This window comes from Chitinophaga eiseniae, from assembly GCF_012641265.1.
Lineage (GTDB): Bacteria > Bacteroidota > Bacteroidia > Chitinophagales > Chitinophagaceae > Chitinophaga > Chitinophaga eiseniae_A.
This window is the reverse complement of record NZ_JABAHZ010000001.1, coordinates 1,535,657-1,550,372: the sequence shown is the minus strand read 5'-3', so window position 1 is coordinate 1,550,372 and position 14,716 is coordinate 1,535,657. Positions and strand designations below refer to the sequence as shown.

Here is a 14,716-nt window from a genome sequence, read left to right as displayed (position 1 = left end):
TTTTATCATGACCAAAGCATTGAAATGTTTAGTGACGGTTGTAGTGATATTGCTGAGCGCCTTTTCTTTTTTAAAAGCACAAACCGCCAAAACGGCTCCAGGTAAGGAAGATGTGATACTGATGCTCAATGGGGAAGAAAAGCATGGCAAGATCACTGAAATGCGTGCCAGCACCATTAAATTTATTCATACCGGGGAAACGCTGGTATATGAACTGAACAAGGCGGATATCAATAAAATTACCTTTGCGAGCGGAAGAGTAGAAGTGATCAGCGCACCATCTGCTAACACAGGCAAGGAGCCTGTTGACAATGGTAGGCCCATCGAACCCGGTCTGGTGGCTATTCTGCCGTTTAAATATATCGCGATGAATGAACCCTTGCAACAGGTGGTAGAAAAAGGGGAGAAATTGCAGAATGATACTTACCTGTACCTGAGCAAACGAAACGGATCGTATAAGTTCCAGGACCCTGCCACCACCAATGCGTTATTGTACAGAAAAGGTATCGACGCCAATACGATTAAGGGATATACCTACGATGAACTTTGCAGGATATTAGGGGCGGAATTTGTATTGCAGGGTACTTTATCCCGCAGCGTAAAGGAAAGCGTGAACTCGTCCAGCAGCAGTACCACGAAGTATGAAGACAATAAAAAGCAGCACGATAACTCCAACAACACCACCACTGAAAACCAGTATGAGAATGAAGTGACCCTGGGAATTTTTAATAAGCAAAATGAGAAGATATTTGCCAACAGGCGTACGGCTTTTTTAAATAATGAAGGATCGTATCATGATGCCCTGTTTTATATGCTGAAGAGAAGTCCCGTGTATAATAAGTAGCAGACTGGTTTGGTGGGAGAATTTGCTTAACTTGCCCGGTCCAATCCACCATTCATGACAAGTGAGGAAAAGATCGCCTTTAAAGCCAATCTGAAACAGGCAGGGCTGCATATTATATCAGATCGTATTGCCGTTACCAAAGCGGCTATGGATAGCGCCCAGGAGGCCGCCAATAGCGACAGTAAAAGTTCAGCCGGCGATAAATACGAAACCGGGAGAGCCATGGGGCATCTCGAGAAAGATATGTATGCCCGGCAGCTGGCGGAAACGATGAAAGAACTGGCCAGGTTACAGGAAGTAAAAGCCGACGTCATTTACACCACTGTTCAAACCGGCGCCTTTGTACAATGTGAAGAACAATCGTTTTTTATCGCAGCGGGATTAGGCAAGCAGCTGGTTGATGGTCGCCCCGTATTTTTTCTATCTCCTTATACCCCCCTGGCTAAGTTGTTACTACACAAGAATGCCGGAGATAATTTTCCATTCAATAAAGTGAGTACGGTGATCCTTGACGTATTCTGAGAATTATCCGATCTTAGCAAGATGCTTAGAGAATTTCAGATTGTTCCCGCTCAGCAGGCGTTGAATCAGCACCAGGTACACATAAAAGTGCTCGAGAGTGAAGAAGCTTTCATGGATATGGTTGGAACGGATGGCTACTTTTATGTGCATAAGGGCGACCTTCACCTGGCGGGCGACTTAATACTCGACACCGATAAACTGGATAAGATGCCCGACGGCCGGCCACCATTGGGATTCGTGGTAATCGGCCATCTCACCGTCGACGGCGGTATACTCAATGAAGAAGGCGACTATGGCCCATTCTTGTATGTGGCTGGCAACCTCACCTGCCGTAATCTCTTAATTGGCGGTTCACCTGTTCGTGTGGAGGGAAATGTGAAGGTTGATGAAATGATCATGTTGCACTATAACCATGGCTGGATGCGATGCGATGGTGTGATTACCGCGCCCATCATGATCGTGGAGGATTATTACCTCATGCCTTTCAGGAAGGAGATCAGCCAGTTTTATTATAACGACCGCGATCCGGAAAGCCCCGAAGCCAATCAATGCGGAGAATCTGAAGATGGTGATCCGGTCATTTCCGATAATCTACGGGTGCTGCTCAGTAACCCCATGACCACCGACTTAGAAGAAATTCGCCGCGACCTGGCTGCCGGGGAAAGCGTAGTGCAGCCACTGGAAAGGACCCTCGAGTATTGGCGCACCAAAGTACGCCGTAACTGGCGCGACCTGAAACGGGTGCCCATGGAAATGCGTACCAACAACCTTTGCCACGAGGCCATGGCCTATTATATCGGGGCGTTGCAGTATTTCCCGCCAGGGGCCATCACTGCCGAACTGGCTACCGCCGCAGCTACACGGGATGGGAAAGCGTTGCGTTACCTGCCGCCTGAACTGATCACACGGGAACTCTGCTATATTGCCGCGGAACACGGCGCTATTCTGAAATATGATATACCAGAACGGCTATACGAACACGCGCTGTTATGCACCGTCATCAAAAATAATGACTGGCAGATGGAACACGTACCCCTTGTTTTTATTACAGAAGATATGCTGGTACTGTATGTAAAGAGTGGTCGCGGCGCATGGCTGGACCGGTACTGTCAACAAGCTGGCGTATCAAAGCAGAAAGTACTGGAGCGGGTAATGGCCGATGATATCAAGTACCTGGAGAATATATTCAATTGGCATTTGTCGCCCGCTACGTATGCTTATGCGCAGCAGCGGTATGACAAGCCCGAATATGCGGAAATGTGGGAGGCACTTCATCAGCGGTTTGCCCGGAAAATTGGGCGGTTAAGTACGCCGCCGCTGTAGTACGGCTGGAATGTGTCGCGCTGAAGTACCACTATCACCACCCTTCTTCCAACACCTGCTTCGCTACCTGCAATGCCGCCGGGAAATCCTCCACTACATAGCGTTTCCCAATCCTGAAAAGCAACCGGCTTTTCTTGAACGACTCCCTTACTTCAGGTTGCAGTCCCGATATGATGAGGCGGATATGGGCTCTGTCGCAGGTACGCAGTACATCTTTGATCGTATGCAGGCCGGTGGCGTCAATCACCGGTACATTGCGCATACGTACAATAAGCACGCTGGGCTTTTTCTCGATCAGTTGTATTGAATCCTTGAACTTATAGGCGGCGCCAAAGAATAAGGGACCGTTGAGTTCAAATACTTCAACACCTTTCGGGATATTGAATTTGTTGACCGCCAGTGGATCGTCTGTTTTGTCGTTTTCCTTTAAAAGGATATTTACGTCGCTGATCTGGATCATCCGGCGCATGAAGAGGAATGTAGCCAGTACCATGCCTACTTCGATGGCAATAGTGAGATCAAACAATACAGTCAGGAAAAACGTAGTCAGTAATACGGCGGCATCGCTCCGGGAGCCACGGGCAATGTCGAAGAAAGTTTCGTATTCACTCATATTGTAAGCTACGATCACCAGTATCCCTGACAGGCAGCTCATGGGGATAAAAGTGGCCCATTGGCCTACCAGCAGCAGGATGACCAGCAGGGTAATGGCATGAATGATACCGGCAACCGGCGTGCGGCCGCCACTTTTTACATTGGTGGCAGTGCGGGCAATGGCTCCCGTTGCAGGGATGCCGCCAAAGAGGGCAGACGCTATATTGGCTCCTCCCTGGGCTACCAGTTCCATATTGCTCTTGTGGTGACCGCCTATCATGCCATCCGCCACTACGGCCGATAACAGCGATTCTATCCCGCCCAGCAACGCAATGGCGATGGCCGGTTGAATGGCATCCCGGATCGTATGCATATTCAGGGGCGGGAGAACGGGTAGGGGCAGTGAGGACGGAATATGTCCAAACCGGCTGCCAATGGTTTCAACAGGTAAGTGTAACAGTTGTACGGTGAAGGTAGTTAAAATGATGGCCACCAATGACCCGGGTACCGCCCGGGTAATACGGGGAAAGAATATGGATATGAGGATGGTAACAACAGCAATGCCTGCCGCATACCAGTTAATGGTTTGCATATGTTGGAAATACGATTCCCATTTACCAATAAAATCGGCTGGTACGGCGCCCATTTGCAGGCCCAGGAAGTCTTTTATCTGGGAAGAAAAGATGATAACGGCGATCCCGGTCGTAAACCCGACTATCAATGGATGAGGAATATATTTGATTACGCTTCCCAGGCGGGCAAACCCCATCAGCATCAGCAATACGCCCGCAATAAAGGTGGCGATGATCAGCCCGTTTACACCATTTGTTTGTACAATTCCATACACAATAACGATGAAGGCACCGGTAGGTCCTCCTATCTGCACGCGGCTACCGCCAAAGGCAGAAATAATAAAGCCGGCTATGATGGCCGTGTAAATTCCTTTTTCCGGGGAAACACCCGAAGCAATGGCAAAGGCGATGGCCAGCGGCAGGGCCACAATGCCCACAATTACGCCGGCAAGCAGATCTTTCAGCAATTGTGCCCAGGTATATGTTCTTAAGGTTTGAAATAATTTCGGCGTAAACATGAGGTGTCGGAGGTTATTGCTGACCGTGGATCCGCGTTTGATTATTTCCGGGAGCACACAGGGATAGGGGAATAGTAAAGGGAACCACTGGGCGTGAAATAGTTGTAATATTCATACTGCAAAGGTACCTTTGTTGTAAGTTCGTTACATTGCAATTTCTCAATTCAAAAATTGATAAAAGTCAATTTTTCTTTACTGGTTTATTTATGAGTTTAGAGGGCCTTTTCCCTATTGATAAATGGAACTTTAAATCACAGTCCATATTACATGATCTTCCGGCCGAAGAACACGATCAGCTATTTGCCCATGCAACAGAACAGCGCATCCATAAGAACGAGGTATTGTTCAGAGAGGGTACTTTCCCCAAAGATATTTTTTTCATCAAACAGGGTAAAGTAAAAAAGTACCGGACAGACAGGGAAGGAAAAGAACAGATCATTTACGTAGCGAATAATGGGGAGTTAATCGGGTATCACGCGGTACTGGCGGAAGAGCGGTATCCTGATGCCGCCGCGGCGTTGGAGAATAGCGTTGTTGTATTCATACCCAAAGAAGATTTCCTGCTCACCCTGGAGCATTCAACCACCTTGTCGCAAAAGTTGCTCAAAACGTTAAGCCATGAATTTACGGTGCTGACCACCAGCATTTCGGTGTTTGCGCAAAAGTCAGTGAGAGAGCGGCTGGCCATTGCATTGATCGTATTGCGGGAAAAATTCAAGGAAGGCACTATCGCCGGGAACCCGGTAGAGATAGGCATGTCACGGAGCGATTTGGCAGGTATAGTAGGTACCGGGATCGAAAATGTAGTCCGGGCTTTAACAGAATTTAAAAAACTCGGTATATTGGATACGCAGGGACGAAAAATATTTATCTATGACGTGAAAAAGCTAATCGATCTTTCCGGTTACATGAATGCGTCTTCCTGATAAGTTTACTTCCTTAGAATCTTCTCCATGGCCTTTCCCTTAGCTAATTCATCCACCAGCTTATCTAAATAGCGCACCTGTTGCATGAGTTTATCTTCGATATCTTCTACCCGGTAACCACAAATGACACCGGTGATTTTTGAAACATTCGGATTCATCTGCGGCGCCTGGGCGAAGAAGGTTTCGAAATCGCTTTTATCGTCAATTTTTTGTTGTAATGTCTGCTGGTTATAGCCTGTCAGCCAATATATAATTTCATCTACTTCCGCTTTGGTACGCCCTTTTCTTTCCACTTTTTGTATATATAACGGATATACACTGGCAAAGATCATTTTGTAAACGCGCTCGTTGTGATTCATGATAATTTTTTTTACAGCAGTGATAGGTTGAAATAAATGGGCCAAAACCCCGGCACTGTTCTTCCTGGCAAAAATAGGCAATTTTGTTTCGAATAGAAATCATGCAGCTATCATAGAAATTCAATATCTTAAATTAAAAGAATTAAAATGCTTCCCTTTTTAAGATCGCTGACTGTACTCGTTATTGCCTTATCGGGTTCCTTAGCCGGTGCGGCGCAGGAAAAAGGCAAATACGCAACACTATTTTATAATGGGAAGGATTGCAACCAGTTAATAATTGACCGCTTCCCTCAGTATGGCATTGCCGGCAGGGATGGTTGTGTCGTTCAGAGAGAAATAAGGCTGACCCTGAAAGATATCGATGGACAAAAAGCAGCGGGTATTGTACAAGATGTAGAAACTAATGAGCTGCTTCGGGGCGCTCGGATTAAGTTGAAAAGGAAGAATGGTAGCGATGAAACCATTGACACAGACGCCCAGGGGCGGTTTGAGGTAAATACATCTTCCGCGCTGAAGGAACTCCAGGTATATTATGTGGGGTATCGTACCTTAAAAGTCAAAGGCTCTCCGGGGCAATTGTTCTAAAAGTGCATTACGGGAGATTTTGGTAAACTTTCTCCACCGATGAACTATTTTTCGTGAAATTCGTTTGTGTAGGTTACACCCATTATCGTAGTATCAACGTGCCTCAAGATACCGGATACCCTTTTTCAAAATAACCAATAAAAATTTTGCCATGAATGAGAAAATGCAACCCACTGCACCGCTACAGGCATTTAATGACCCTCAGTGTGCCGTAACGAATACCATTACAGGTGATATTCTGCATGCCGCAACGCCATCGTCAGATAATTTGAGCGACGCCGAAAATGCGATTACAAAACTGACATTCCCTGTTATATGGGAAGTGCCACCCTTCAGGATTACAGAAGGGACCATATTTTTGGAAGTATTTGGTGTTATTAGCGGCGGTGGCCGCAACTGGAAAATAACAACAAATAATGTGGCTGGTAATAACGTTATCGCAGATATTGACATGGAGGGTAACCTGGTAACAGCATCCACTGACGAGCGGCGGCAACATGTGGTGCAAATGGTGCAGCTTGCATTGAAGCAGAGCTTACAAACCGGGAAAACAGTGGTTGTTAATGGGCCATGCAAGTAACCCTCTTTGATGTATATACGCAAATAAGGGGGACGCTAATGTCCCCCTTGTTGATGTTACACTTAGTTATTCAACTGCAATGACGCAGGCCCAAATTCTTCAAAGTGAATCGACCCGGTATCCACGCCGTTTTCTACCAGGAAACCGTAGTGCCTGGCGATAAAAGGCGCAGGGCCGCAGATATAATAATCCGCATCGGCTTGCAATACGTCTTCTCTGATTGCAGCAAGATCTACCCAGCCGGTATGCTGTGCAGGTACTTCCGGCTGATCGTAGAAAATATGATGATTCAGCTGGGAGTAAGTATCAGCTAACTCATTTAGCTGGTTTTTGAATGCATGCACCGCTTCGTTGCGGCATCCATGTACCCAGGTGATCGGTGTATTGGCGGGTGCGCCGGTAAGTGCTTCCAGCATGGCCATCAGTGGGGTCTGACCTACGCCGCCGCTGATGAATACTTTCGGACGGGAAGTGTTTTCATTCAAAGTAAAAGTGCCGGCAGGCGCTGATAATTCTACCCGATCTCCTTCCTGGATATGATCGTGCAAGCGGTTAGAGATCAGGCCATCCGGGTGAACGGCTCCAGCTTCTCTTTTCACGGAAATACGATAGTATTTACCGTTGGGCGCGCAGGAAATACTGTACTGACGGGGCTGCAGGAGGTTCAGCTCCGGCAGGAACAACCGGAGGCTGATATATTGCCCCGGCAGGAAGTCCGCTACCGCGCCACCATCGGCAGGGTAGAGGTAGAAGGAAGTGATTTCGGACGATTCTTTTACTTTCTGTTGTACGATAAAAGGTTTCCAGCCGGTCCATCCCGCATTTTTACTTACCTGTTTTGCGTAAAGACCTTGCTCATGACCTGTCATGATAGCGGCCAGTTGCTGATAGGCCGCTGCCCAGGCATCCATCAGCTCCGGCGTGGCGGCATCTCCCAGTACTTCGGAGATAGAAGCCAGTAAATGATTCCCAACAATAGCGTAGTGCTCCGGGCGGATATCCAGGCTGGTATGTTTATGCCCGATGCTGTTTACCACCGGCATCAGTACTGCCGGGTTTTCAATGTGCTCGGCATAGGCGAGTACGGCCATTGCCAGGGCTGTCTGTTGTTTCCCGTTCTGCTGGTTGCCCATGTTGAACACATGCTTTAGCTCCGGGTTGTGCGTAAACATGCGGTTATAAAAATGAGTGGTCAATAATACTCCATGCTCCCTGAGCACTGGCACCGTAGCGGTTACGAGCTGTTTCTGTTCCTGTGTCATCTTATATCACTTTTATTAATAAAAGACATTTTTGTCCTTTATTTTTATAAAAAAAACTATTTGTTCAGCGTAAACTTTCCCTTAATCAGGCCCAGGTTGAATTTCCCTATAGTGGTTGTATGCAGCATGTGCGTGAGCTGGTTTCTCACTTTCTTAAACTCTTCATGTAGGGGGCAGGGATTGCTCTCGGAACAATAGGTGAGCCCCAGTCCGCATCCTGTAAATATCTCATCGCCGTCAACCGCCGTCACCACATCCGCCAGCGGCCGATTTAAGGAAGCAGCATCAAAGTAAAAGCCGCCGTTAGGGCCTTTGGTAGACAGGATCACCCCATCCCGGCTGAGTTGCTGAAGTATCTTAGCCAGGAAAGGCTCAGGAGAATTAATATGCCCGGCAATTTCTTTAATACCCACCTTGTAGCCTTCATGGGACCGCTGCGCTACGTAGAAAACCGCGCGCATGGCATATTCGCATGTTTTTGAAAAGATGGCCATATAACTGCCTGAAGATTTAATGACGGCACAAAGATAAGACGGGAATGATAAAAGACAAAAATATCTTTTATTCGGATGAGAGTCGATCCTGAATGGCAATAAAAAGGGCACTCCGGATTTAACGGAGCACCCTTTTACCAGGTATGGTTTATTTGTTATTTCCAGTATTGATTTTGCACCATGGCAGGATTGGCATTTAATTCCGCCTGTGGAACCGGGAAGTAGTCGTGTTTCGCAGGCACGAAAAACTGGCGCCCTACTTTATCACTGTTGGTGAACTCCTGCTGGAGTAGCCCCCATCTTTTAAGATCGTAGAACCGTTGGCCTTCACGGGCAAATTCAAGCATGCGTTGGTGCCGTATTTCCGCCATCATCGCGTCTTTGGAAAGACCGTTGGCCAATGGACCAAGTTTAGCTCTTGTTCTTACAGCCTGTAACCACGGATAGGCTTCAGTAGTTTTGCTTTGCATCACCAGGGCCTCCGCCAGCAACAGTTCAATATCCGCATACCTTAATGCCCGCTCATTATTGCTGGAAGCATAATCGGCAGCACCGCTGCTGCCCGACAGTTCATTGGCCTGCAGGTAATTCTGGTATTTTTTGAACATCGACTTATAACCAAACTGCAATGTAAATGCGCTGAACGGTTTCCGGTAGAAGACCGCACCGGGATAGTCCCAGATCAGTGTGGCGTACATGCGGGGATCCAGTTCCAGCGCCACGGTTTTTTCTTTCTGGAATTCGTTGAAAAGTTTATCGGTAGGACTTACCTCAAACCAACCGGCTACCTCCGACGGCGCAAACTCCTGCGCGGTAGTTACACCCAGCGCTTCATTGGCGTTTTCACCCGCCCATGGGTTCGTACCACCCACATCGGCCAGCTGTATTTCAAATACAGACTCGCTGTTATTCTTTTTGGCAGCGGTGAAGTTATCGCCATAGTCGGTAGTGAGACTATAGTTGAAAGGAGCAGTGGTAAGCTGTTTGAGTGCTGTTTCTGCATTGGCCCAGCTTTTCATATACACATACGATTTTCCCAGGAAGCCCAGCGCAGATCCTTTGGTAGCCCGGCCTGCTTCCGATGGGTCGCGCGTAGGCGGAAGGTCGGCAGCCGCTTCGGTGAAGTCTTTTACAATTTGCGCCCAAACATCAGCTTCAGGAGATTTAGCAACGAAGTAATCCTCTTTCTTGGCGGGCACACGGGTACGTATCGGCACATCTCCAAAGTTGCTAACCAGGATGAAATAATTCAACCCGCGGATAAATTTAGCCTCAGCGATGTAAACCTTCTTTTTCTGATCCGTGAGCCCGGCTTTATCAATGTTCTCCATAATCTGGTTAGCACGGAAAATAGCCCGGTACGAGATGTTAAACACATTGGTAGCCGCGGAGTTATCCGGCGTATTGGTGAAAGTAGATAACTGGTAGAGATAACTTACATCATTACGGATGAAGAAATCATCACCACGCCCATTGGATAGTTCTACGCCACGTACGCCCCAGTAACCGCCGTCTACATTTTTGAATAGCCCATAGGTGGCTGCCATGGCGCTTTTAACATCATCTTCATTTTTCCAGAAAGTTTCTGTCGTGATCTGGTTCGGGTTAGTAAGTTGCAACGTATCGCGCGAACAACCGGCGAACGCCAGTGTAGCTGCGACCGAAATCAATATCTTTTTCATACGTTTCATCATTTTAAAAAATTACAGTGTCAGTTGTAAACCGATAGAAAGCACTCTCGCAAGAGGATAGGCCACATGGCCGTAATCAACACCGCGCTCAAGGATGCTGCCTGTCCTGCCGATATCCGGGTTAGACCCGCTGTATTTTGTGATGGTAAAGAGGTTGTCGGCACTCAGGTAAGCCCTCAAACTGGTAATTCTCATGCGTTGTACCAGGTTTTCAGGAATGGTATACCCGAGTTGTAATGTTTTCATCCGGAAATACGAACCATCTTCCAGGAAGCGGGAGGAGGTCTGATCATTGAAATTCGGGTCGTTGATCACCGCTCTTGGAATATTGGTATGCGTGTTCTGCGGCGTCCAGGCATTGAGGGTAGCGCGACTGTAGTTGAACTCAAGGTTCATCCCTTCCAGGTCCTGGCGCAACCCGTTATAGATCTTATTCCCGTGTGTTCCCTGCATGAAGATGTTGAGATCGAAATTATAAGCCTTCAGATTTACGCCTACGCCGTACTCAAAATTCGGGAAAGGACTGCCGCAGTTAACACGGTCGGAATTGCTGATAATCCCATCGCCATTGGCATCCAGGAATTTGATATCCCCTGGCGCCGCATTAGGCTGAATTAACTTGCCATCTTTATCTTTATAGGCATCTATTTCAGCTTGCGATTGGAAGATACCCAATGATTTGATGAGATAGAAGCCGGCAATTTCGCCACCGGCCTGCGTGAGGGTAGTGGAGGCGCCATGGTGGGTGGGCTGTCCGCCAAAAATTTGCTGCGAACCAGTACCCAGTGCTATCACTTTATTCTTAATGGCAGAAAAAGTACCTGTTACGCTATAAGTTAGCACGCCTACCGTATTAGTATGATTCAATCCCAGTTCAAAACCTTTATTCTGGATGGTGCCTGCATTGATAACCGGGTTAGTAGAAGAGCCGGTAGAGCCGGGAATCGGCACATTCAACAATACATCGGTCGTGTTTTTCCGGAAGTAATCGGCGGTAACATTCAATTTGCCATTCAGGAAACTGATGTCTGTTCCGATGTTCACAGTCTCCGTATTTTCCCATTTGATATTGGGAGATGCAAAGGCGGTTTGAATAGCGCCAAACCACTTTTGTTGATCCGCCCCGGTAACGTAGTTGATATTGGAGGAAATCGCCGCGCTGTATTGATAGTCGCCGATTTCCTGGTTGCCGAGTATACCATAGCTACCCCGTAACTTCAAGGCAGATATAATGCGGGGAGACACCGTCCAGAACTTTTCATTGGAGATATTCCAACCTGCTGCAATGGAAGGGAAGTTACCATACCTGTTGCCCGCTCCAAACCGGGAGGAACCATCGCGGCGGAAACTGGCAGTGAGCAGGTAGCGGTTATCATAAGAGTAGATGACGCGGCCCAGTACAGACAACAGGGTGCTCACCGTACTGTTGCCGGCTACGTTGGCCGTACCGGAAGCGGCATCCAGTTCTTTTAAGCCATCCGGAAGATTTGTTTTGCTGGCCAGCCAGTAGTTGTACGTTGTTTTCTGGTAAGAGTAACCTGCCAGGGCCTGTATGCTGTGTTTGCCGAAATCTTTGGTGAAATTGAGCGTGTTTTCAGCTAACACCAGGAGATTGCGGTCTTTCGACTGGCTTAAATCATTTGTTGGATGTGAAAAGAGGGAGCCTACATTGTATCGTCTCGCATAGTCGTCGGTGTTACCGAAGGAGCTGGTATAACCGAGATTGAATTTATATTTCAGAGAAGGAAGGATAGATACTTCTGCAAACGCATTGGCAAGGATAGACGTCACTTCGTAGCTGATATCTTCCAGGTGCAGCTGTGCAACGGGGTTTGCTACATTCACTACCGGACCGGTAGCGCCGGCATATCCTCCAACCGCTGTGCTGTCGTAAATCTGGAATACCGGGATCATTTTAGCCGCGGAGCCTACTGCATTTCCTCCCTGTCCGCCCCAGCCACCGGGCATGCGTATCCATTTTTCACGGGAAAGCAATACCGTTTCACCTACTTTCAGGATGCCTTTGGTGGTTTCTGATTTTACGCGGGCGCCGTACCGGCTGTATCCTGTTACATCTACAATGCCATCCTGTTTGTTGTAGTTGCCCGATACGCTGAAGCGCGATGTTTCGCTGCCGCCGCTCATGGTGAGCTGGTACTGTTGAATCATCGCTGTTCTGTAAATGGCGTCCTGCCAGTTGGTGCCTGCTCCTAGTTGCGATGGATTAGCTGCGATGGCCAGCCGCGGCAGGTTGGCCGCGTCATGCGCTGCGTTGCTGACGGTGGCCCATTCCGACGCATTTAACACGTCCCAGGGATGGTCAATTTTCTGCCGGCCGAAGTTGGTGCTAAACTGGATGACCGCCTTGCCGGGCTTGCCGGTTTTAGTGGTTACCAATACGACGCCGTTGGCCGCCCGCGATCCGTAGATAGCTGCAGCAGAGGCATCTTTCAATACGTCCATCGATTCGATATCGCCCGGTGCAATGTTGTTGATACCTGCTACCGGTACGCCGTCAACCAGGTAAAGTGGCGTGGCATTGCCTAATGTGCCCACGCCCCGTATCAGGATGCGGGTGCCGGCTCCCGGATCGCCGCCGGCCGATTCTACGGTTACTCCCGGTAGTTTACCTTGCAGCGCTCTGCCCACATTGCTGACGCCTTCCGTTTTAAGGTCGGCCGCTTTCAGTGAGGCGATAGACCCGGTGAGATCTTTTTTCTTAACGGTACCATAACCGATAACAACTACCTCGTTGAGCCCGGCAGTGCTGCGCTTAAGCCGGATGTTCAGCGTACTTTCGGCGCCCACTGTAATTTCCGTAGACTCAAATTCCATGGAAGATACCAGCAGTTTATCGCCGTCTTTTACGGTAAGTGAAAACTGTCCTTTGTCGTCCGTCACCGTGCCCCGCGTGGTGCCCTTAATCTGGATAGACGCCATAATAACGGGTTGGGTAGTCGCTTCTTCGATCACCTTACCGGTCACTTTCTTTTGTGCATGGGCTGCAAAGCTGGATAAGATAAGAACAACAAGGAACGCATGCCTGTACCAGGCAGGTGGTGAAATGCTCACCCCAGTGTAATTTTTCATACGGGAATTTTTAAAATGTCAGACTTTAGTTGATGCTTTTATTAAGTGTCTAATATACATTTAAAGATTAATAATCAGATGGACAATTAAATTTTTTAGATGGACTATATGCTGGTTTTTTATAAGTGAGGGCCAGTGGTTTAACGGCTGTCTATAAACGTAAAGAAGCCGCCTCAGTGGGTGAAACGACTTCTTTATGCTTGCTTCAAATCCTGTTTAGAATTCAGCTTTTATAGTATCGGTGGACCAGTTGGGATTTATTTTTACCTGCACCCCACCACTAGCCGGAATGCTGTCGAATATGTAGCCCGAAAGGAGCGTGGTTTTGTTGTTCTCCATCATCACACTGTAAATAGCCTTGCTCGATATTACCTTGCCGGTGGAATCAGTTACAGAAATCTCTACATCTGTGCTCTGGGTACCTGAAGGATTCATCATGTAAGTATTGAGCGTAAGACCGTCATGGCCAATCAGTGAGTCTGGTATGGAGTAGTAATAAGGAGAATAATGGTAATGCTGACTAGCGAGATTACTGCCGGTGTAAAAATCCAGAAACGGGCTTATTCCATAAACATCATCCAGGTAATGAGGCCATATCGATATTTTTCTTGCATTATAAGGTATCCTGCCTTTGAATTGATACATCAACCTTGATACAACTCTGTCAAGCGCCATATTTTCATCAACACTGCCGCTTACACTGACAATCGTTCTTTTGTAAAAGAGATCGGTGCCCGGATAAACGATATACACGCCCAGCGGGTCAGTTGCAATTTCTGCGCCTGTGGTATCTTTGATGCCGGTTACGGTTACCACATACCGGCCGGTAGGTAACGAATCCCTGAATTCGCCAAAAGTGGTATCACCGGTAATCTTGTTTTGCCGGCTTACAACCTGCCCGGTATTGGCATTAAAGGCTACATAGATAAGCTTTTTTACATTTTGGAGCACACTGGTATCTGCACTCCGGGCATTGCCAACAATAACCTGCGAAAAGCCGGACACTTTAAAATTAACTGCAAATTTTTCGGAGCTTCCCGGTTTAACAGGATTTGGGTCGGAGGCCGGTTTCTGGCAGGCAAATACGGCTAACAGTACTGCCAACAACGGCAAATAGTGCTTTTTCATAAAAACGTGGTTTAAACAATAAAGAAATATGGTTATTATCAGCTATAGCTTATCGGGTTTTCTTTTTTTTGAGAGAGTGTTATTATAGCTGTACCTAAATATATTTCTTATTTTTATTGGCTATATCATATCTATATATGAAAAATAACGGGCAGGTCTTTTGCCTCCGCCCATATCTCCCCCGCATTTGTTTTATCTGGATTATATTTGTACATATGTGTAAGTATT

General features: G+C 47.5%; 13 protein-coding genes. 6 read left to right on the top strand and 7 right to left on the bottom strand.

The features are described from left to right. Window positions 1–7 precede the first annotated feature (7 nt). From HGH91_RS06115 to HGH91_RS06105, 3 genes are read left to right on the top strand one after another with little or no spacing between them, the layout of a single operon-like run. A complete protein-coding gene (locus tag HGH91_RS06115; RefSeq protein WP_168737534.1) occupies window positions 8–844 on the top strand; it encodes a hypothetical protein in 837 nt (278 codons plus the stop codon). 54 nt (window positions 845–898) lie between these two features. Next, entirely contained in the window at window positions 899–1,366 is a 468-nt protein-coding gene (locus HGH91_RS06110) for a hypothetical protein (protein ID WP_168737533.1), read from the top strand. Window positions 1,367–1,387: 21 nt separating this feature from the next. Further along, a complete protein-coding gene (locus HGH91_RS06105; RefSeq protein WP_168737532.1) occupies window positions 1,388–2,689 on the top strand; it encodes a polymer-forming cytoskeletal protein in 1,302 nt (433 codons plus the stop codon). Between the two features lie 34 nt (window positions 2,690–2,723). Here HGH91_RS06105 and HGH91_RS06100 read toward each other — a convergent pair whose 3' ends face one another. Continuing rightward, complete coding sequence (locus tag HGH91_RS06100; RefSeq protein ID WP_168737531.1) at window positions 2,724–4,373, bottom strand: SulP family inorganic anion transporter; 1,650 nt, start codon at window positions 4,371–4,373, stop codon at window positions 2,724–2,726. A gap of 206 nt (window positions 4,374–4,579) precedes the next feature. On the opposite strand from HGH91_RS06100, the gene HGH91_RS06095 reads away from it, so the two are divergent. Beyond that, window positions 4,580–5,299 (top strand): Crp/Fnr family transcriptional regulator, encoded by a 720-nt coding sequence (locus HGH91_RS06095; protein ID WP_168737530.1) that lies wholly within the window; start codon window positions 4,580–4,582, stop codon window positions 5,297–5,299. A gap of 5 nt (window positions 5,300–5,304) precedes the next feature. Here HGH91_RS06095 and HGH91_RS06090 read toward each other — a convergent pair whose 3' ends face one another. After that, complete coding sequence (locus HGH91_RS06090; protein ID WP_168737529.1) at window positions 5,305–5,658, bottom strand: DUF2200 domain-containing protein; 354 nt, start codon at window positions 5,656–5,658, stop codon at window positions 5,305–5,307. A 147-nt stretch (window positions 5,659–5,805) separates the two neighbouring features. On the opposite strand from HGH91_RS06090, the gene HGH91_RS06085 reads away from it, so the two are divergent. Together HGH91_RS06085 and HGH91_RS06080 are read left to right on the top strand one after the other, a co-directional pair. Next, the gene (locus tag HGH91_RS06085) at window positions 5,806–6,243 is read left to right on the top strand and encodes a hypothetical protein (protein WP_168737528.1); all 438 of its coding nucleotides are present in this window, start codon (window positions 5,806–5,808) and stop codon (window positions 6,241–6,243) included. 151 nt (window positions 6,244–6,394) lie between these two features. Continuing rightward, window positions 6,395–6,823, top strand: a complete 429-nt coding sequence (locus HGH91_RS06080; RefSeq protein ID WP_168737527.1) for a hypothetical protein — start codon at window positions 6,395–6,397, stop codon at window positions 6,821–6,823. 62 nt (window positions 6,824–6,885) lie between these two features. On the opposite strand, the gene hmpA is transcribed toward HGH91_RS06080, so the two are convergent. The 5 genes from hmpA to HGH91_RS06055 all read right to left on the bottom strand — a co-directional run bounded on the left by hmpA (window position 6,886) and on the right by HGH91_RS06055 (window position 14,488). Beyond that, window positions 6,886–8,085, bottom strand: coding sequence for an NO-inducible flavohemoprotein (gene hmpA / locus HGH91_RS06075; RefSeq protein WP_168737526.1), 1,200 nt, complete (start codon window positions 8,083–8,085; stop codon window positions 6,886–6,888). A gap of 56 nt (window positions 8,086–8,141) precedes the next feature. After that, entirely contained in the window at window positions 8,142–8,579 is a 438-nt protein-coding gene (locus tag HGH91_RS06070; RefSeq protein ID WP_168737525.1) for an RrF2 family transcriptional regulator, read from the bottom strand. Between the two features lie 155 nt (window positions 8,580–8,734). Then, complete coding sequence (locus HGH91_RS06065; protein WP_168737524.1) at window positions 8,735–10,261, bottom strand: RagB/SusD family nutrient uptake outer membrane protein; 1,527 nt, start codon at window positions 10,259–10,261, stop codon at window positions 8,735–8,737. A gap of 21 nt (window positions 10,262–10,282) precedes the next feature. Further along, window positions 10,283–13,360, bottom strand: coding sequence for a SusC/RagA family TonB-linked outer membrane protein (locus HGH91_RS06060; RefSeq protein ID WP_168737523.1), 3,078 nt, complete (start codon window positions 13,358–13,360; stop codon window positions 10,283–10,285). A gap of 216 nt (window positions 13,361–13,576) precedes the next feature. Then, the gene (locus tag HGH91_RS06055) at window positions 13,577–14,488 is read right to left on the bottom strand and encodes a hypothetical protein (RefSeq protein ID WP_168737522.1); all 912 of its coding nucleotides are present in this window, start codon (window positions 14,486–14,488) and stop codon (window positions 13,577–13,579) included. Between the last annotated feature and the right edge of the window lie 228 nt (window positions 14,489–14,716).